At 39.8% G+C, this 19,770-nt stretch carries 14 protein-coding genes; 3 read left to right on the top strand and 11 right to left on the bottom strand.

Annotated elements, in window-relative coordinates; genetic code table 11:
- Positions 1-387 carry a DUF423 domain-containing protein gene (locus ABIB50_RS00710; protein WP_429376387.1) on the bottom strand — a complete coding sequence of 129 codons (387 nt, stop codon included), beginning with the start codon at positions 385-387 and terminating at the stop codon, positions 1-3.
- 123 nt (positions 388-510) lie between these two features.
- Here ABIB50_RS00710 and ABIB50_RS00705 point away from each other — a divergent pair, with 123 nt between their 5' ends.
- Both ABIB50_RS00705 and ABIB50_RS00700 read left to right on the top strand, forming a co-directional pair.
- A complete protein-coding gene (locus ABIB50_RS00705) occupies positions 511-2,058 on the top strand; it encodes a hypothetical protein (protein ID WP_429376385.1) in 1,548 nt (515 codons plus the stop codon).
- A gap of 88 nt (positions 2,059-2,146) precedes the next feature.
- Entirely contained in the window at positions 2,147-3,604 is a 1,458-nt protein-coding gene (locus tag ABIB50_RS00700; RefSeq protein WP_429376383.1) for a DUF5723 family protein, read from the top strand.
- Here the strand turns inward: ABIB50_RS00700 and tsaB are convergent.
- From tsaB to mscL, 5 genes are all read right to left on the bottom strand, one after another.
- Positions 3,601-4,284, bottom strand: coding sequence for a tRNA (adenosine(37)-N6)-threonylcarbamoyltransferase complex dimerization subunit type 1 TsaB (gene tsaB / locus ABIB50_RS00695; protein WP_429376381.1), 684 nt, complete (start codon positions 4,282-4,284; stop codon positions 3,601-3,603). The genes ABIB50_RS00700 and tsaB overlap by 4 nt on opposite strands.
- 54 nt (positions 4,285-4,338) lie before the next feature.
- Complete coding sequence (gene yidD / locus ABIB50_RS00690; RefSeq protein ID WP_429376379.1) at positions 4,339-4,581, bottom strand: membrane protein insertion efficiency factor YidD; 243 nt, start codon at positions 4,579-4,581, stop codon at positions 4,339-4,341.
- Positions 4,578-4,961 (bottom strand): ribonuclease P protein component, encoded by a 384-nt coding sequence (gene rnpA, locus ABIB50_RS00685; protein ID WP_429376377.1) that lies wholly within the window; start codon positions 4,959-4,961, stop codon positions 4,578-4,580. The genes yidD and rnpA overlap by 4 nt, the downstream gene beginning before the upstream one ends.
- Positions 4,962-5,031: 70 nt before the next feature.
- On the bottom strand, positions 5,032-5,190 hold the full coding sequence (gene rpmH, locus ABIB50_RS00680) for a 50S ribosomal protein L34 (protein WP_175268754.1): 159 nt from the start codon (positions 5,188-5,190) through the stop codon (positions 5,032-5,034).
- A 152-nt stretch (positions 5,191-5,342) separates the two neighbouring features.
- On the bottom strand, positions 5,343-5,729 hold the full coding sequence (gene mscL / locus ABIB50_RS00675; protein ID WP_429376375.1) for a large-conductance mechanosensitive channel protein MscL: 387 nt from the start codon (positions 5,727-5,729) through the stop codon (positions 5,343-5,345).
- Between the two features lie 150 nt (positions 5,730-5,879).
- On the opposite strand from mscL, the gene rpoN reads away from it, so the two are divergent.
- On the top strand, positions 5,880-7,355 hold the full coding sequence (gene rpoN, locus ABIB50_RS00670; RefSeq protein ID WP_429376373.1) for an RNA polymerase factor sigma-54: 1,476 nt from the start codon (positions 5,880-5,882) through the stop codon (positions 7,353-7,355).
- Between the two features lie 137 nt (positions 7,356-7,492).
- On the opposite strand, the gene ABIB50_RS00665 is transcribed toward rpoN, so the two are convergent.
- The 5 genes from ABIB50_RS00665 to ABIB50_RS00645 all read right to left on the bottom strand — a co-directional run bounded on the left by ABIB50_RS00665 (position 7,493) and on the right by ABIB50_RS00645 (position 19,748).
- Positions 7,493-8,512, bottom strand: coding sequence for a PorP/SprF family type IX secretion system membrane protein (locus ABIB50_RS00665; RefSeq protein WP_429376371.1), 1,020 nt, complete (start codon positions 8,510-8,512; stop codon positions 7,493-7,495).
- A gap of 183 nt (positions 8,513-8,695) precedes the next feature.
- Positions 8,696-11,239: an MBG domain-containing protein gene (locus ABIB50_RS00660; protein WP_429376369.1), complete on the bottom strand. Its 2,544-nt coding sequence runs from the start codon at positions 11,237-11,239 to the stop codon at positions 8,696-8,698.
- A gap of 86 nt (positions 11,240-11,325) precedes the next feature.
- A complete protein-coding gene (locus tag ABIB50_RS00655; protein WP_429376367.1) occupies positions 11,326-13,662 on the bottom strand; it encodes a gliding motility-associated C-terminal domain-containing protein in 2,337 nt (778 codons plus the stop codon).
- Between the two features lie 86 nt (positions 13,663-13,748).
- Positions 13,749-16,103, bottom strand: coding sequence for an MBG domain-containing protein (locus ABIB50_RS00650; RefSeq protein ID WP_429376365.1), 2,355 nt, complete (start codon positions 16,101-16,103; stop codon positions 13,749-13,751).
- Positions 16,104-16,166: 63 nt separating this feature from the next.
- On the bottom strand, positions 16,167-19,748 hold the full coding sequence (locus ABIB50_RS00645) for a PKD domain-containing protein (RefSeq protein WP_429376364.1): 3,582 nt from the start codon (positions 19,746-19,748) through the stop codon (positions 16,167-16,169).
- Between the last annotated feature and the right edge of the window lie 22 nt (positions 19,749-19,770).

The raw sequence follows: 19,770 nt of genomic DNA, 5'->3' as shown, positions 1-19,770 counted from the left end.
TTATTTACCCTTCGCAGCTGCAATGGCAAGTGACAGCCAACCAATTATAAATAACAAACCGCCTAAAGGCGTTATAGGGCCTATTACTTTTACGCTTCCAATATGCAACAAATCGCGGCAGGCCAATAAGTATAATGATCCTGAAAATAATATTATCCCCATAACAAACAAATAAAAGCTGGCTTTTATCCACCCACTACCATTTTTGGCTATAGTTGACAGGAACAGTAAGGCAAAAACGTGGTAAAAATTATATTCGACGGCGGTATGCCATACCTCTAATTGCGATGGTGTAATTAAGGCTTTTAACCCATGCGCACCAAACGCGCCGGCTATAACGGCCACCATACCAAATATTGCAGCAGTAATTATTATTGATCTGTTCATGAAAATTTAAAAGGCTAAGTTAACCAATTGAAAGTATTACTTGAATGCATGGCTGTAAAAATCTAACTTGCAGCGTAAACTATTACGATGAGACGACTTATTATTATCACAATAATTTTGTTTATGGCTGCCATAGCTATAACAGTTGTCTATTTTGAAAACTTAAACACTACCGGGCTGCATACCAGCCAAACTATGAGTACCATTCCTGATAACACGGCACTGGTTTTTGAGTTTAATAACGATGATGGATTTTACGATATTTTTAAAGGCAACAAACTGTTTGCAGCCGTTATTGGCAAACAACAGGTTAATGAATTAGACACTTTACGTTCGCAGGTATTGGGGAACCGGGCACTTCAAAAGTTCTTTACAGGGCAAAACACTTTTATCTCATTACACCCATTAAAAGATCATACAATAGCATTACTAATAACCATAGCAGCTGCAAAAGGCTTTAAGCCTGAAGTTTTTGATAAACTAACCGGGCAGTCAAACAAAGGGGTATTAGTGACCCCTGTTAATATTGACGGAAAAAAAGGATATACCATCTATTCCGGCTCTCTTAAAAAACGATTTTACTTTATTAATAAAGACCGCGGCATATTTACAGGAAGTTTCTCAAAAGAGCTGATAGGTCAGAGCGCGCGTTACATACCAAATAAAGACAAAAAACAATTTTTAAAATTGCCCGATCAGCAAAACTCAAATTCGCTGGCTAATCTTTATATTAATTACAACCAGTTAAATCCTTTATTTGAGGCGTTGTTTAAAAACAAGAATACTGATATTTTTAAAAGCTTTAAGCTGCTGCCGGCATTAGCCGCATTGAATTTGAATTTTAAAAATGATGCCTTACTATTTACAGGCTTCTCAAACATTGAGCGCGATCAACCTGCCGGATATTTAAATTTATTTGCTAACCAGCAGCCGGTTGTAAACCAGCTTAAAGATATTTTCCCATCAACTACTGCTTATAGTTTAAGTTTTGCCGTTTCTGATCCCAAGAAATTTAAAATCAACTTGTCCGACTGGCATATCAGGGCAAAACTTCAGCATGAAAAGGACTCGATATTTAAAAAAGTTAAAACCGAGACCGGCATTAGTTTAATAACAGAGTTTAACCAGGTATTAAGCAATGAGTTTGCGGTTATTACCACGCGTTATATGGAAAAGTATGCCATTATAGCCTTAACAGATGGACCGGCCTTTAAACCGGTACTAAAGAATATAAGCAGAATGACAACCGATGAGATTGGCCAGTTTAATTACAACAAGCTGCCTTTTTTTCTGTTAGGCGATGCCTTTAGTTTGTTTAATCACCCATGGTTTATGATAGTTGACAATTACTTGATATTAGCCAATAGCGAGTCTGAATTGAAAAGCTATAGCGACACGTATATTAACCATAAATATCAGAGCAAAATACAACAATATAGCCAATTTAATAATTTGGTGGCCGAGCGAAGCAATGTTGCCTGGTACATTAACTTTAAAAATGCACAATCCATATTAAAGCGGGACCTTGGTGATACTTTTTACCATGATTTTGAAACCAATGAAACAGGTTGGAAAAATTTCTACGCCGCGTCATACCAGTTAATTGCTGCCGACAAAAATTTCTACACCAGTTTTTGCATGAATCTTAACCAGCCCGATAACCCGGAATAAAACAAAAACAATTAATAAATTTATTTTACTAATAATAGATTTTGAAATTTTATCTTTAGAAAGTTATTCCCCCTGTTACCGTAATTAAATGAAGAAAGGTTTATTAGTATGGTGTTTTTTCCTGGTCAGCGTTAAGGTTTTTGGGCAACAATTTGCGCAATACAATACCGGCTCATTATATGATTCATTCGAAAACCCTGCTCAAAGGGCTTTTATCCCGGACACCACTAAGCAATTTGCCTTCAACTTTTTTATCCCAAACTTTAGCACCAACTTTTATGTAGCTGGCAATGGCCAGGCAGCATTAAAAACCAGGGCATTCGAGTCATATTATAATACGGCTAATTTAGAAATAGGCAAGGGGGCATATAACCGCATAAATCTGAATGCAAATTCATATTTTATTATGTTTAAATTGTTTGCCAGCGAAGACGGTGACCAGGAAGCTGGCTTTTCATTTAGTACAAAAGCCGAAGCTCGTGGTGTGGCTACAGATGAATCCATTGCACTGTTTAATGGGTTTAAACGGTTAAACAATGCAAATTATACTAATATATTTAATGATCAGTTTTTTTACCAGGCCTATCATCAGATTTCATTCACCTATCGCGAGCAGCTTACAAAGCAATTTGCATTTGGTGCAAAGTTTAGTGCATTATCAGGTCTTAGTTACGGAAAAGTTAATATTTATCAGTCAAGTATATCGCTTGATCAGACTAATGATGCCGCTACATTATCTTTACAGGGTACAACTTATGCCAGCAGCGCTGAAGGGCAATCGAATGCTAAAAAAATATTACCATCGTTTAGAAATCCTGGTGCCGCGATAAGTATAGGTACTTCATACCGCGATGAAAGCGGTTATAAATGGCAACTCAATCTTAAAGATCTTGGTTTTATACACTGGAGCAGTAAATCGTTAATTTCTAATTTTGAAGGCTCCAAAGTCCTCACCGACTTTTCAAGCAGTGAGCGTGAAAAAATTATTACCAACGGGTTAGATAGCCTAACCACAGGCAGCCAGGTTAAAAAAGGTTTTACTTCGCCAACCAATGGTTTGCTTGAACTAAGTATCAATAAAACTTACTGGATTGGGGGAGATCATAACTTTACATTTTCGCCAACTATTATAGGCTCAAAAGAAGTTTTTTATCCCGGATTTACAGCAGCTTTAGTTGCGCCAATACAACACAATAATTTCATCGGAACGGTTACAGCCTCATATAATGACCTGAAATTGTTTAATTTGGGCGTACAGTTCATGGTTAAAAAAGACAACTCTGAGTTTTTTATTGGCAGCGAACGCGTTTTCCAAACAGGGCAACTATTAGGCAATGCGATACACTCTGCCACGGATCCCGATCAAACACAGGTTCTTGTAAACCAGGGAGGTTTTACGGGTATGGATTTTTATATAGGAGTATCCTTTAAATTCGGATCGTTGATTGAGCGCCGGTTAAACTCGAGCTCAATACCTAATGGGGATAAAGGTTTCGTGGGTAAAATATGGGATAGTATCTTTGGCAAAAAAGATAAAAACTATTAAGCCTTTTTTTGGGTAACTAAAAAATCCTTTAGATAGTAAGGTTCAAAGTAAGCTACTTCTTCAAAATCAGCAGCGATAAATTTTTCAGCAGCCTTTTTGGTAAGGTGCGTGGCTGAATTAGCAAAACCAGTTACAAATTGTGCATTAGGGTTAGCACTCAACACTTCGCGGCATTTCTCTGCGCCATCCCCAAAAAACAATATTTTATTATTTTGCAACCGCCCCTTAAAGCTATTTTCATCAATAATTTCTGCAGACGTGGGTTTTATAATCCCGCCGTTAACGTCAAATAACGCCGTGTAAACTTCCATACGTCTCGCGTCAATCATAGGACAAAGCAGGGTATTGGCATCAATATCACCTTCATTAATTATTCCCTGCGCCATTGCAGCTAAAGTTTCTACTGCAATAAGTGGTTTATCCAAAGCAAAACACAAGCCTTTAGCTGTTGATACGCCTATGCGCAATCCTGTATACGATCCCGGGCCACTGCTTACTGCCACAGCATCTATATCACTATATTTCAAACCCGCAGCGTTAATCAGCTCATCGATAAAAAGTGTTATTATTTCTGCGTGGATATTGCGCTCGTCCAACTGCTTAAAGGCTATAACTGCCCCATCTCTGGCCAGGGCGACAGAGCATACAGTAGTAGCAGTTTCAATTTGAAGTATAATCATATTCTGTTTTGAGTATTGGGTTTGAGTACTAATAAACTTATAACTCATCGCTAATTACGGTACTGGGTCATGGCCATGGCCACCCCACGGGTTGCAACTGGCAATACGCTTTAAAGTTAGCCACCCGCCTTTAAAAGCACCATGCTTTTTTATAGCCTCTACCCCATATTGCGAACAAGTGGGCGTATAACGGCATGAGGCGCCTGTAAGCGGCGAAATAAAGTATTGATATATTCTTATCAGCAACACAAAAAAAGCGCCTATAAGGGCTTTAAATATAGCTGCAACGGCTCTCATTTAGCAATTTCGGTATTAAGTTGCGTTAAAAGCTTGAGAATTTTTTTTTCAATAAGCTCATAAGGGGCTATTTCTTTACCAATATAGCCTACAGAAAGTATTATCCGCTTATCGGTATTATTTAACTGCTCATATAATTGCTGTTGCTTGCTTAGCCTGTAAGCTTCGCGCATGCGCCTTTTGATCAGGTTACGGTCAACTGCCCGCTTATAGCGTTTTTTAGAAACCGAAAAAACAATTTGTGCAGGAACCTGCTGAGGCTCTGTCATTAAAAGCCAGGAAGCTTTAAAGGGATAACATAAAAAAGAAGAACCGCTATGAAAAAGCTCATCAATAAGCCTTTTATTACATAACCGTTCTTCTTTTGTAAAGGTGTACATAGTTACTAATTATGAACCGTAATTAAACACAACAGGTTCAAACCCTGGGAACAGAGCAGTAACCTACAATCTATGCTTTATGGCGGCCTTCGCTAGATACAGATAGTTTTTTTCTGCCTTTAGCTCTTCTTGCTGCTAATATTCTTCTACCGTTAGCAGTAGACATGCGCTCACGGAAACCGTGTTTATTTCTTCTTTTTCTTTGAGAAGGCTGGAACGTTCTTTTCATGATTTTTTATTCTATTTGTTTTTTTAAAACAAGAGCGCAAATGTACTGTAATTATTTAATTTTTCAAACATACATTTTGAAAAAAAGTTAACAGCCCGTTGTTGATAATTAATTGTTTGAAAATCAATAACGCTCATTAACGGGCAAAACGACTATTTCTTTGCCAGCAAATCGCGTATTTCGGTAAGCAAAATCTCTTCCTTACTTGGTTCCGGTGGCACTGGCGGTGCTGCTTCCTCCTTCTTTTTAGTAACATTTATTGCTTTTACAATTAAAAACAGCGCTATAGCTACTATTATAAATGAAATAACCTGCGACAAAAAATTGCCATATTTAATACCGGTGCCGGGTATCACCAGTTCGGCCAGGTTAGTTAAGTGTGCAGCTTTTAGCGCAGGAGTAAGTATAGCTGGGGTAATAATATCATCTACCAACGAGCTGACAATTTTACCAAATGCCCCACCTATTACAACGGCAACCGCCAGATCAACTACGTTGCCGCGCATGGCAAACTCTTTAAATTCTTTTACAATAGCCATATTTTTACAAATTATATTTATAAAGTTATCATAAAATTATCACGTCATCCAAACAAATATTGTTTTTAGTCATTTACTGTTAAATCGATTTTGATTTCAAACAAGATTTAAAGTTATAGGTAATTTGATGTAGATTTGCCTTCTCTTATTATGTTAAAACAGAACCTTCAACAAAAGCTACTACAAAAGCTGTCGCCGCAACAAATACAATTTATAAAATTGTTGCAAGTGCCTACTGTATCTTTAGATACACGTATAAAAGAAGAACTGGAAGAGAACCCCGCGTTGGAAGACCTGAGCTTAACAAACCTTAACGAACCCGAAGAACAATACCCTGACCGCGACCCGGATGACGACAACTTTACCAGTGATGAAGAGCGTGGCGAGATGGATGAATTTAACATTGACGATTACCTGCAGGAAGATAATGTAAACGAATACGGATCGCGCTATGACCAAAATGGCGATGATGAGGAGGACCGTAAAGAAATACCTTTTGCGGTACAAAGTTCGTTTTTCGAGCTATTGCAATCGCAGTTGGATATGCTGCCTATGTCTGACAAAGACTTTAAGATAGCCAATCAGATAATTGGCAGCCTGGATGATGACGGCTACCTGCGCAGGCCGATAACATCGCTTACTGATGATTTGGCTTTCTCGCAAAACGTAATGGCCGAGGACGAGGAAGTTGAAGATATGTTGAAGCTGATACAAAGCTTTGATCCCCCGGGAGTTGGGGCACGCAGCCTGCAGGAATGTTTATTAATACAATTACGCCGCAAAGATATTTCCGACGCTATAATTAATAAAGCGATTTTAGTTGTTGAGCATTATTTAGATGAGTTTACCCGCAAGCATTATGATAAGCTGGAGAAATCATTAAACATGACATCGGTTGAGCTGCGGGGTGTGGTTAATGAAATTTTAAAACTTAACCCAAAACCGGGCGACTCAAACGAAGTAAACAGCAAACAAATGCAGGTTATTCCTGATTTTCATATCAAGAATAGCGACGGCGTGCTGATACTCACGCTTAACTCAAAAAACGCCCCCGAACTACGGGTGAGCCGCTCTTACCAGGAAATGTTTCAGCATTATGATAAGTCGTCGCAAAAAGATAAAAAACTAAAAGAAGCTGTACAATTTGTTAAGCAAAAGTTAGACTCGGCCAAGTGGTTTATTGATGCTATAAAACAGCGCCAGCAAACTTTGCTAAAAACTATGAATGCTATAATGCATTACCAATACGATTTCTTTTTAACCGGCGACGATAAGAGTTTAAAACCAATGATATTGAAAGATATTGCCGATAAAATCGGCATGGATATTTCAACCGTATCGCGGGTAGCTAACTCAAAATATGTACAAACGGAACATGGCACCTTCCTGTTAAAATCTTTCTTTTCTGAAGCCATCCAAACCGATAGCGGCGAAGAAGTATCAAACAAAGAGGTTAAAAAGATCCTTGAAGAACATATAGGTAAAGAAGACAAGCGCCACCCACTGGCCGACGAAAAATTGACCGAAATATTAAAAGACGCCGGCTATAACATAGCCCGCCGTACAGTAGCCAAATACCGTGAGCAAATGAATATCCCGGTAGCAAGATTGAGGAAGGAGCTGTAGTTGGTAATTCGTGATTAGGCTTTATAAAAAAAATAGAAAGGCGATATAGGTTTCAAACCTGATCGCCTTTTTGCTAACTTATGGTTAAGATCTTTCTAATCACTAATTAACCAATCTCTAATCTCTCCCCAAAGGGGCTAAAACCCGTGCTGCGGGCAAGTAACCTTATACCTGTTATTAAGCAACAAACCTATCACTATTTCATGCGTACCGTTACTTACCGTGTTTAAGGATGATGTGGTTATATCATAAGAGTAACCAACATTAATGAACGAGCTTAAGTTAAAACCTGCCAGTATGCCAAATGAATCGTTATGGCGATATGAACCACCCAACCAGAATTTATCCTGGAAAGAGGCTTTCAGATTAACATCATAAGTTAATGGTACCGGTTGGATTTGTTTTATTAAAACAGAAGGCAATAAGGTGATATCGTCAGACATATAAAGTTTTGTACCCGCGGTTAAAAAATAATGAGGCACGGTTTTACTAACATCAACAGCGGTATTGGTAGTGCTGAAATAAAGGTTTTGCTTTAATAGCTGTTGTACAGATACGCCAAAATAATAATCGCCAGAGTATAACCATGCTCCTATCCCCAAATCTGGTTTCCATTGGCTGTTATCACCATTTGCAATGGCCGGATCAAGGGCTGTGCCTAATGTGATTTCTGATGTATTTAAGCTAATGCGGTTAAACCCGGCGGCTACCCCGACAGACAAATTTAGCTTTGGTGCCAAACCAAGATGGTACGCATATGTTGCCGCTACATTAGTTTGTGTTATCGGGCCTGCTTTATCGGTTACCAATGTAAAGCCTATGCCATGATGAGGCTCTGAGGCCATATAGTTTTGTGTATATAACCGGCTTGATGGGTTTGTTCCTCCTCCACCGGGAAAAGCTGTAGCATCGCCATTTATAAAATTATTTCCTATTGGTGTATTTACTGTCAAAAAACTGGTTACCGGGGCACCATTCAGGCCCGTCCATTGGCTGCGATAACCTAATTTAACATCAGTATAGTTTTCAATACCCGTAACAGCCGGGTTTAAGAGGTAATTATTAAATACATATTGCGTATACTGTGGTAATTGCTGCGCCTTCGATGCCTGTATAATAAAAGCAAAAAACACCAATATATATAAATATTTCTTCATCAAAAATTTACGCCACATATTTTACGCACAGGTATAATTGGTTGTAATTGCATTCATTACAAGAATAATAAAACAGGTTTATAACTTAATTATTATAAAAAATGATAATTAATTAACGAATATAGCTTTTCTGACATATATGCTATATAGTTGTCGCAACATATTTTTAATTATTTTAACCCGCTACCTGATAATAGTGAGATATCCAGTAAGTGGTTTAATATCACTGGTTAGCTTTATAATATAATAGTACGTCCCTACAGGCAAATTTGCTCCGTTGCTTCTTCCATCCCACGCGTTGGGGTAGCCGGTAGAATAGAAGACCTTATAACCGTAACGATTCATAACCTCGACAGTACAGCCAGGGTACTGACCAATAGCTTTCAGATCCCATGTATCATTAATCCCATCGCCATTAGGTGTAAAAGCTGTGGTTATGGTAACTGGTGTTAATTTAATTGTAAATGTAGCGGGCACATAATTAAATGTATAATTGAGTGCTGCAGCGCCGCTTATTGTAATTGGATATTGCCCTGCCGGTGATGTAAGTACCGCGGCTGTGCTAATTACCGGCAGGCTGGTTAATTGTGCCGTACTTTCATTATTTACAAACCCGCTGTATTTAAAAGTAAGTACCGGGTTGGCTTCACCATAATTTCTTTCCTTATCATCGGCAGTTATAGTTAAGGGTGCTGCCTCCACAATTACATCGCTTTGCGGATAGGCAATTGTATAATTTGCCGATGAAAATGTACCATTTGCAGCTGCAGATGCAGTTACTGCACCTGTATAGGTACCAACAGCATCATTTGCAGCAGCCCCGGCACTGTAATGTATGGTTATACCACCTATTGTTTCATTGTTTTTTAAGCCAACGGCAGTAAACACTGTTGAACGCCCCGCGTCATTTAAAACCTGACCATATTTTTTTGTAATAGGGGCCGTAATAACTAATGGCGCACGCTTTACGGCACTTAAAACCGTTGGCACAGTTGCGTTGGCTGTGCCGCTACTTAATGCGACATTGCCCGAATAACTACCTACCCGGGTCGTCAGCTTTAAACGTACGTAAACCTTGGTAGGCAAAACTTTACCGGGCAATCCAACGGTTAAGTTGCTGCTATATGCTATTCCGTCTATACTTACTTCATAAGCTGCGGGCGGGGTTACCAGGATACCGGCAGGTAAATTTGTACCTGATACCATAAAACTTGTTGATGCTTCCGCAGTACCATAAACTGCATCAACGTTTGCTAATGTGCCGGTAGCAGTAATTACCGGCGGTGGCGGGTTTACTGTTATAGTAAAAGTAACCGGGTTGCCGGTACATGGATCAGCCCCCCTTGATAAAATAAGCGGGTTAACAGGGGCAGACTGAGGGATTGAATCTATAACCTTATTAGTTTTAGTATCTATCACTTGCAAATAAGCGCGCCTTTCGATATTGCCTATAGACACCTGCATAGTCTGGTATAGCAGGCTACCGTCAAAATTTAGCTGTTGTTGCTGGTTCGTTACATTAATACCAACCTGGGCAGACTGCTTAATTGTTTCTACAAGAGCGTCAGTTGTTGTGGAGAACACTTTTATAGTACCTGTTGCATGCTCGGTGAAATATACATACGCGCCGTTTGGATTAAGCATAATACTCGCGTTATACAAAAAACCCAGGTTTGCAGGAGTTACGTTACTGGTTTTAATATCCAAAATATGAATAGGATAGCCATAATCTACTATCGAATTTTGATGAAAATATACTTTCTGGCCATCAAGGCTTATAGCCATAAACGTCATCCCTGCAGGCATGGGGATATCGGCTACATTACCTGTAATTGTATCGTACGACGTTAAAACCTGGTTACTACCTGCAGTACTGCTGGATATGAATAATTTAGTTCCATCCTCAGTTAAAAATATCTGGCCTGCCCTTATTGCCAAATTAGTATTTGAGGCTACGCTATTTGTTACTGTATTTACAATGGTTAAAAAAGATTGGTTTGAGGAATCACCACTTACCAGGTAGATCCGGGTGCCGTCAGGACTCATTTTGATAAGCGGGTTATAACTTGGTCCGGGGGGTAAACTAATCATGTTCTCTACCGCATTTGTTACTGTGTTAATAACCACTACTGCCCTGGCCTGAGCGCTATAAGTATATATTTTCTGCCCGTTGGGGTTAAACAACAAACCGTTTATATTTGAGTACTGAAAGGTATTGTAAAAACCTGCACTTACCGGGATAGTAGCTAATAGCTTATTATTTCTTCCATCAACTTTATACAAGGTATGGTTATCTGTACCGCTCATAAAGTATACCGCACTGCCATCGGGGCTTGTGCCCTGCAGGCTGGCGTTAGCTACTGGTATTGCGGCAACTTGTGTATCATCTGTCAAATCTACAGCATAGGTTGTAGTACCAACGGTTTGGTAGCCAAAAGCAGGTATTATCCTGGCGTTGATAGTTGCGGTAACCGGCGCATAGCCACTGTTCTTAGCAATAAAGGAGGCTATATCGCCGGTGCCTTTAGCCGGCAAACCTATTGATGGATCACTGTTTAACCATTTATAAACACAATCAGTGGCGGGAAAAGTAACCGGGGCAGTATTAGCTCCAGCATTTACCACCTGGTTAACCTGCGCATTAACATTTGCGGGTATAAAAAGAAGACATGACAACGCAGCCGCAAAAAGCAAATAATTTATTACGCGTTTACAGGCACTACACATAGGGGTATATTCAGGATATAATTGGTACCCCCTAAGTTATTAAATTCAATTGATATTGAACTGGTAATAAACTCATTATAATAGCATTAACGTATAATAGCTAAATAACCTGTAAGGGGCTTCATACTGCTGTTTAACTTTATAATATAATAATAAGTACCCGTAGGTAAGTTTGCACCGGCACGCTTTCCGTTCCAGGCTACTGGGTAACCAATAGAATAAAATACTTTTTCGCCATAACGGTTTAAAACTTCTACAGTGCAGTTATTATATTGACCGATCTTATTTATTTCCCAGGTATCGTTTATGCCGTCATCATTGGGCGTAAAAGCGGTATTTACTGTAACTAAGGTAGATTTAACCGTGAGTGCGCCGGGCACATAATTTAAAGTATAATTAGGGGCGACGGCACCACTAATTGTTATAGGGTACTTCCCTATCGCAGCGGTTGGTCCTGCGCTATTGCCAACCGGTAAAGTTGTTAGTTGCGCCACACCTTCATTATTTACAAACCCACTGTATTTAAAAGTGAATACCGGGTTAATATCACCATAAAATCTTTCCTTATCATCAGCTGTTATAGTTAAGGGCGCACCGATAACCTCCAAATTACCGTTAACGTATGTTGGTGTCAGATAGTTTGAGGGTGTATAGGTACCACCCGTTGCAGCTGCTACTTTTACAGCATCTACATAAATAGATACCGGGTCTGTTGCTTTACCGCCGCTTCCGTAGGTTATGGATATGCTGCCTATTGTTTCATTATTTTTCAATCCTGGTGCCAATACATTTGCAGTAGTGATTGAACCGGATAATACAGATCCGTATGTCTTTTTTATAGGTTTTGAGCTGACAGTCAATGGCGCCTTATTGATGGTGCTTGTTGGGATAGCTACGTTAACCGTAGTGGCGGCAGAACTTAAAACCACATTACCACCATAGCTTTTTACCGGCGCAGTGCCTTTAAGCCTGACATATACAGTGGTGTTAGATACAATTGTACCTGCGGCAGGTATAGTCAGATCATCTTTATAGGTTACCTGGTCGGTACTTACTTCAAAGCCGGCGGGCGGCTGTACAAGGATACCCCCATCAAGGTCAGCACCTGAAACAGTAAAACTATTTGGTGGTGATGATGGCGTACCATAAGTTGTGGTCATGGCGCTTAACGTACCGCTGGTATTTATAATAGCCGGCTCCGGGTACACGGTTATGGTATAAGTTACATTTGGAGCATAACAAGAGCCGGTAGTAGTAAATTTGCCATACGTATTTGTAGCAAAACCAATATAATTAAGCGCTTCAAATCTTTTTACCAGGCTATAATCAGTTGTACTGTAAATAGCACTTCCTCCGTGTTCATCTATACAAACTAATCGATCACCACTTAAACCAACAGAAATTCCCTTATGTTTAAAACCCGTTACAAGAGTTTTTACAACTTGTTCAGTAGCGGCATCTATCACTAGTACATCACCGGTTATATAATTATCTACATAGATCCTGCTGCCATCCGGGCTGATAGCTATATTGGCACTGGGTTGGCCGGTAATAATTTTATGATTGGTATTTGTACTTATATCATATACAAACATTGCTGTCGGGCTATTACCAGATATATATAATTTTTTACCATCAGGGCTTATTACCAGGTCATAGTTACCCCCGGTGTTTATTGTTGTTAAAGTTTGGGTTGGGATATCATAAACAGAATTAGTGGTATAAATCTTAGTTCCATCGGGGCTTAAAGCTAAAGAAGCGCTAAAATTCGCGGTTTTGAACGTCCCTATTTTGGTTAAGTTTTTTGTTTCAAGTATTAATCCGCCGGCAACATATAATGTTTTACCATCAGGGCTTACTTTTAATTGCGGCGAAAATACGGGGTATGTTGCTACTACCGTCCGGGTCTGGGTGTCAAATTTAGATATAACATTATTTACAACAGTCCCTATAATTTGTTTAGCACTGCTTATATAAACATATCTATCGTCCGGGCTTATTGCTATACCCCAAACTTCAGAATTTATGGGGATGGTGGCTTCTTCCACATTGGTTACCAGGTTAACTACCGACAAGGTTTGTACTTCTGTTGTACCTATATAAGCATATTGATTTAGTGGTTTAGTTGTAGCCGTAATTGTTACGATTATAGGCGCGGTCCCTTTGTTTTTAGCCGTAAATGAGGGAATATTACCTACCCCACTTGCCGGCAAGCCCATTGTCGTATTATCATTGGTCCAGGTATAACATCCTGCAGGCGGTAGCGGCACAAGGTTTACGACATCGCCATTATTAACATTAACTTTGATATTTGTTTGCGCCGTTAGTTTTTGCGGGACCAAAAAAAACAACAAAGCAGTCCCAATAATAAACAACTTGCTTATTACATAAGAGGGTACGGTATGGCAGATAGTTGATTTCAAGGCTAATTGGGTGATAAATGTACCAAATCTAACTGTACATAAAACAGTTAAATTTAACAAATTAATCGCAGAAGGCAGGTATTATTTTACCTGATAATAGTTAAATACCCTGCAAAAGATTTAATATTAGTATGGGTATTTATAACATAATAATAAGTACCAAAAGGTAAATTAGTACCCATATATTCTCCGTTCCAGGCTACAGCATAACCATTTGAAAAATATACCCGCTCGTTATAACGGTTAAACACCTCAACCGTACAGTTGGGATAGGACGAGGCTAAGTATTTAATTTCCCAGGTATCATTTATGCCGTCATTATTAGGTGTAAATGCATTTGGTACCGTAATAGGCTGTACTACCGGGTTAATGGTAAAAATACCCGGCACATAAGTAATTGTATAATTAATGGCCGATGCGCCGGTAACTGTAATAGCATACTGCCCGGGTAATGAATTAATAGTGGCCGTTGTTGTTGCTACAGGCTGCGTTGTTAATTGTGCTGCACCCTCGTTACTTGCAAAGCCGCTATAAGTAACTGTAAATATAGGGTCAGGCGCCCCAAAGTCTCTTGTTTTATTATCAGCAGTTATTATTAACGGTGCTTTATTCACTGTAAGATCTCCCGCAAATGGATTAACCGTATAGTTACCAACCAAAAAAGTACCGTCGGTAGGGGCAGACGGTGTTATTGAGCCCGGATAAGTACCCAACGCGGCATTAAGCGATCCGCCGGCACCATAAGTTAGCGTTACACTACCAATTGTTTCGCCATTTTGAAGGCCCGACCATGTAAAATTAGTTGAGCCGGTAACAACTGTCAATGGCGTCCCATAGGGTTTATTGGCATTAGTGGCCGTTATATTTAATTGGGCTTTAGCTATCGAGCTGCTGTTTGTTGCTATTGTAGCATTTAAGGCCCCGGGGGTGCTAAGCACCACATCACCAAAATAGGTACCTGCCCCTGCATTTGCTTTCAATCTTATAAAAACTGTTACGGCCGAAACTTTACCGCCAGGGCCCACAGGTATTGTAATTGTATTACCAAATGTAATATCATCAATACTTACTTCAAAGCCGGACGGTGGGGTAACTAAAATGCCTGCTGTTAAAGTAGTTCCCGATACCGTAAATGTAGCCGCTGTTGATGGTGTACCATATACCGTATTTAATGCCGATAAAGAACCATTAGTGGTAATTGTAGCAGTTGTTGGTGTAGGGTTTACTGTTATTGTGAATGTAACTGCCTGACAATCGCCTTTTGGAATAAAATTGCCAAATGATTCGGGCTTATTGTATACATCCACATTTACAGACAGGACATTAGTTGCTGTATTTATTACGGACACAGTCGACGAGCCGCTATTGGCGACGTATACTTTCTTGCCGTCAGGGGTTACAGATACCCCAACGGGATTACTACCAACGGTAATAGTTTTTGTCACGGTATTGGCTGTTGTATTTATTACTGATACGGTATTATCTCCTTTATTAGTAACATACACGAAAGCCCCATCCGGGCTTGAGGCAACACCAACTGGCTGCGTACCTACAGGGATAACCGCTAATAACCCATTATTAGAACCCTTAAATACGGTAACTGTGTTGTTTCCGGAATTAGTTACATAAACTAATTCTTCGTTAGGGGTTTTTGCTATCGCTATACCATAGGGTTTAAAGCCCAAACCTATCGGGATAGTTGCAACCGAATTATTTACCGTATTAACAACCGAAACCGTATTTGAGCCATTATTTGCAACGTACACGCGGCTACCGTCACTGTTTACTGCTACGCCGTAAGGGTTATTGCCAACATTAATTATAGCCGTATTATTTGTAATTGTATTAACTGCAAATAGCGAACTACCGCTACCACTGGTGTAATAATAGGTATTTTCGTCCGGAGCCAAAGCTATGCCGTAGCCTGTTGCAGTATATGGACTCACCGTATTTGTCTCTGTAAGTATTTTTATATTCTTACCAGCGTTTTGATTGGTAGTGTATACCACATCACCGTTTTTACTTACTGTTATCCCTTGCGGATACGCGTTTATAGGTATGGTACGTACTTTTACATCGGTAGTAGTATTAATTACATCTATATATCCGCCTAATGCAGTTCCGTAACAGGCTATATAAGCAAATCCAGATATATCCGGGGTGGCCGTTATGGTAGCTGTTATTGGGCTATTGGTATTATTAATTGCTTTAAAGGCTGCAATATCGCCTGTGCCACTGGCCGCCAGCCCTATAGTTGGATTGCTGTTGGTCCAGTTATACGTGCATCCCGAACCGAAGTTGACGGCTGCAGTATTTGCGCCATTTACTACCGTCTGATTACTTTGTTGTGCCTGTACTTTAAAAAAAGAGCATAATAAAGCTAAAATAATACCTGTAGCAAGGTATGTAGCTATGCGTTTATTATTTGTTCCGGTACTCAAGACCCAGGTATTAAATTAGCTCTAAATTTACCAATATCCACCTAAAGTAAGCTATAAAATCCATTACCTTATAATTGTTAAGTAACCGGTAACAGGCTTACGGCCGCTATTAGGGCTTATAATGTAATAGTACGTGCCCACAGGCAGGTCTGCACCGTTAAAGCGTCCATCCCAGGGCGAGGTGTAACCATATGATAAAAACACCCTATTACCGTAACGGTTAAATATTTCGACTACCGCATTTGGATATGCATTTAAGTATTTAATATCCCACGTATCATTTATACCATCGTTATTGGGTGTAAATGCGTTAGGAATAACAGGCACCTTTAAAACATGTACCATTGTTTGCGCAGATACAGCGCATCCTTTATCAGAGGTAACTGTAATTGTATATTTGGTATCTTCTGATGCCGTTACAACCGGGCTTGCAATTTTATTACTACTTAAACCTGCTGATGGCGACCATTGGTAAGTGAAATTACCGCCTTCCAAAGCAGCTACGGCCCGTATGGTAACCTGGTTACCTTCAAGCACAGTATATTGTGCAGGCAACGATACAACCGGGGTTGGATTAACGGTAATTTTAAAACTGGTGGAATAGGTACAACCTGCAATACCTGCTGTAAACCCATAATTAATTGTAAACGTACCGGTTCCGGCGGTTTTAGGGTTAAATAGCCCGGTTGATGAGATCCCCGGCCCGGTAAATATACCAGTACCTGCATATATGCTTTTATCTTCAACTACCTGAGTAGCCCCCCCTTCATAACATAGCGATATATCAGCCGGAACATTACCATTGTTTGTAATTGGTGTGTTATTAATTAACAAACCAATTACCGGATTAGCATTAACGGAAATAGCTTTATAAACAGTGTTTACACATGTTTGGCCCGAGTAAACATCCATACGCACATTGTATGTTTTTTGCGCCGGCGTATTAAACAAAGTATAATGATGTGTGTATTTTTTGTCGGCATGCATATCAGTTCTTGTATAAGTTTCTGATATACCGGGATTGCCATTATAATCAAAATACCAAACTATTTTTGTGATGTTATATGCATCGACAGTCGACAAATCATCAAAAACAATATCCTCGCCACTACAATTATTTTCCACCCTGAAATCCGCTTTAGGAGTTGACCCATTTACCGTAAAAGATTTTTGTAAAGTGTTAGTACAACCGTTTTGCGAGGTCACTGTTAGCTTTACATTATAAATGCCTACAGCACTGTAAGTATGTTTCGGGTTTTTTAAAGTTGATCTATTATTTGCCGCTGTAGATTGAGGATCACCAAAATCCCATAAATAGGTAAAGCCGGCTTCCGTATGATCAGCTATCGTACTGTTATCAATAAATGGGGCGGCCCCATCAGCCAGGCAAACGTCCGGCACAACAAAATCAACTACAGGCAACGGATTAACTATTAAGGCTTTGGTAAAAGCATCACTCACACAGCCTTTATCAGTATTAACAGTTAATTTAACGTTATAAGTACCTGCCGTAGTGAAAGTATGCGTAACCGGCGCCCCATTAGTAAAAGATACTGTTGTGCTATCGCCAAAATCCCACGTCCATTTGTTAATCACTCCCTCTGCGGTTGTTGATGTATTATTGAATGTAATGGTTTGTCCCGGGCAGTCGGGGTTTGAAACATTAAAGCCCGCCACCGGCCTGGAAGTAATATGTACCGTTTTCGCATTCGATACATTTATGCAGCCATTGTAATCTGTAACTGTTAACCTGATATTATAATTCCCCCCGGCGGCGTATTTATGCACCGGGTTTTGGTCTGTAGAGGTTGTGTTATCACCAAAATCCCATAACCAATTTTTAACGGTATTGCCCGATGCAAGTATAGTTTTATCAGTAAATACGGTTAAATCTCCCAAACAATTGCTGGCAGCAACATCAAAATCAGGACCCGGCGGCTCGGTAATTGTAAACCCGTTTTCTATATCCTGGTTCGACCCGCATACATCAGCAACCGGGTTAAATACAGTAGCAACCACGATGTGAGTAGCTGCAGTAAAATTTATTGGTGCATTATACTCATAGGTATATAGCATTATGTTGTCTTTTACTGTAGTAGATTTAACAACGGGGTTAGTATCAGTAAACGTTGTAACACCATCAATTTTCCAGGATATGTTGGTAGTTTGAAAAGGGATGGTGACCTGGAGATTGTAAGTAATATTGCTGCAGCCTGTTGTTTGCGTAGTTGTGGGATTTTTAGGATCCTTTAAAACTACATATTCATTTAGATCCTGCAAATTAGTCCCGGCGGCATACCCGTATGATTCAAAATTGCCAAAACCATAAGCAATAGCATTAAATGCCACCGAAGCATTAATGGTATGCGTACCCGATGTTATTGATCCTCCCGAACTAGCTTGCGGTCCGGACGTCACCGCGATTTGCGCATATGAATAATTTGAATTGGGTATGGCCCGAAAGTTAGTATAAGGCAGGCCATCAAGTGTAAATGATGATGCGGCAGACGTAGGAATAACTACGTTGATATAACTTTGGCTAATGGCGTAATATCCTGCCGAATATAATGTTACATGATTTAGCCCTTGCTCAATTGGGCTTAAGTAGATCATCTCCGGGTCACCGGTATCGCCGCCTGTTGTAGTACAGTTTAACGCTTGCCCTTGTGTAGGCGAATATTGCACAACCTGTATAGGCTTATCTGCCGATATGATATTAGTTTGTGTCGACGTAAATTCAAAGTATAGTCCATTAACAAAGTTTGCCTGCGGCACAACAGCACCATTAAGTGTGACATTTGTATTTGGTATACTTAAGACTACCCGGTAAACATCAAACGGCCTTGACGCCAGTGGTGCGGTAACATAGTTTTTTCCCCAGGTTGAGGTTGGATAAACCTGTTGAAATAAATTATCAGAACTTGAACTATTACCAACGGTACAACCTATAGCGATGCGGCTGCTGCCTGAGAACACGGCAATTTTTTTACATGTACCGGCACTGGTACTTATAGATTGAATTTTTGTACCGGTTAAATCAGTTAATGCCAGTCCCTGGTATATCTCGCCTTTATTTAAGGTAATAGTAAACGGGACATTAGCAGGCGAACCATCTAACAATTGTGCTGACGGGGTAATTGATACGCTTGTGTTATCTTCTATACCAATTATTGCAAATGTAGAATAAGGCGTGGTGCCAGGCAATGCATTAGCAATTTGGGTGTAATTAAGCGATACGTACTCTTTGCCCATAGCATTAACCGGCAACAATAAAGTTGCCCCAGATACATTATTGGCATAAATATGTGCATAAACGGCTATCGGCTTTACAGAAGTTATATGGATGCCTGAATTGGGGAACTTACCAAACCCGTTTAAGTAAGCGGCAGTAGGTATATCAATAAATGTTACCTGGTTTGCAGTTACCGTAAAATTTTGCAGTATACTACCACCAATTGTAACAGTGCCGGTAGTTGACACGTCTGAGGTGATATATAGCACCATATTACTACCTCTGGCACCTCCCACGCCGTTGTTATGGGCCATAAAGCCGGTCCAAAACTCTGTCCCTTTGTTGCTTTGCGAATAAGCGTTACCCGCAATTAGTAACAGGGGAATTACTAATGCACAAAATGCCTTCTTCAAATAAGTTAAATTATTAAAAATA

The organism is Mucilaginibacter sp. UYCu711 (genome assembly GCF_050433825.1).
In the GTDB taxonomy this organism is placed as follows: domain Bacteria; phylum Bacteroidota; class Bacteroidia; order Sphingobacteriales; family Sphingobacteriaceae; genus Mucilaginibacter.
Note: the sequence above shows the minus strand (reverse complement) of the source record. Positions and strands in the feature narration are given on the sequence as shown.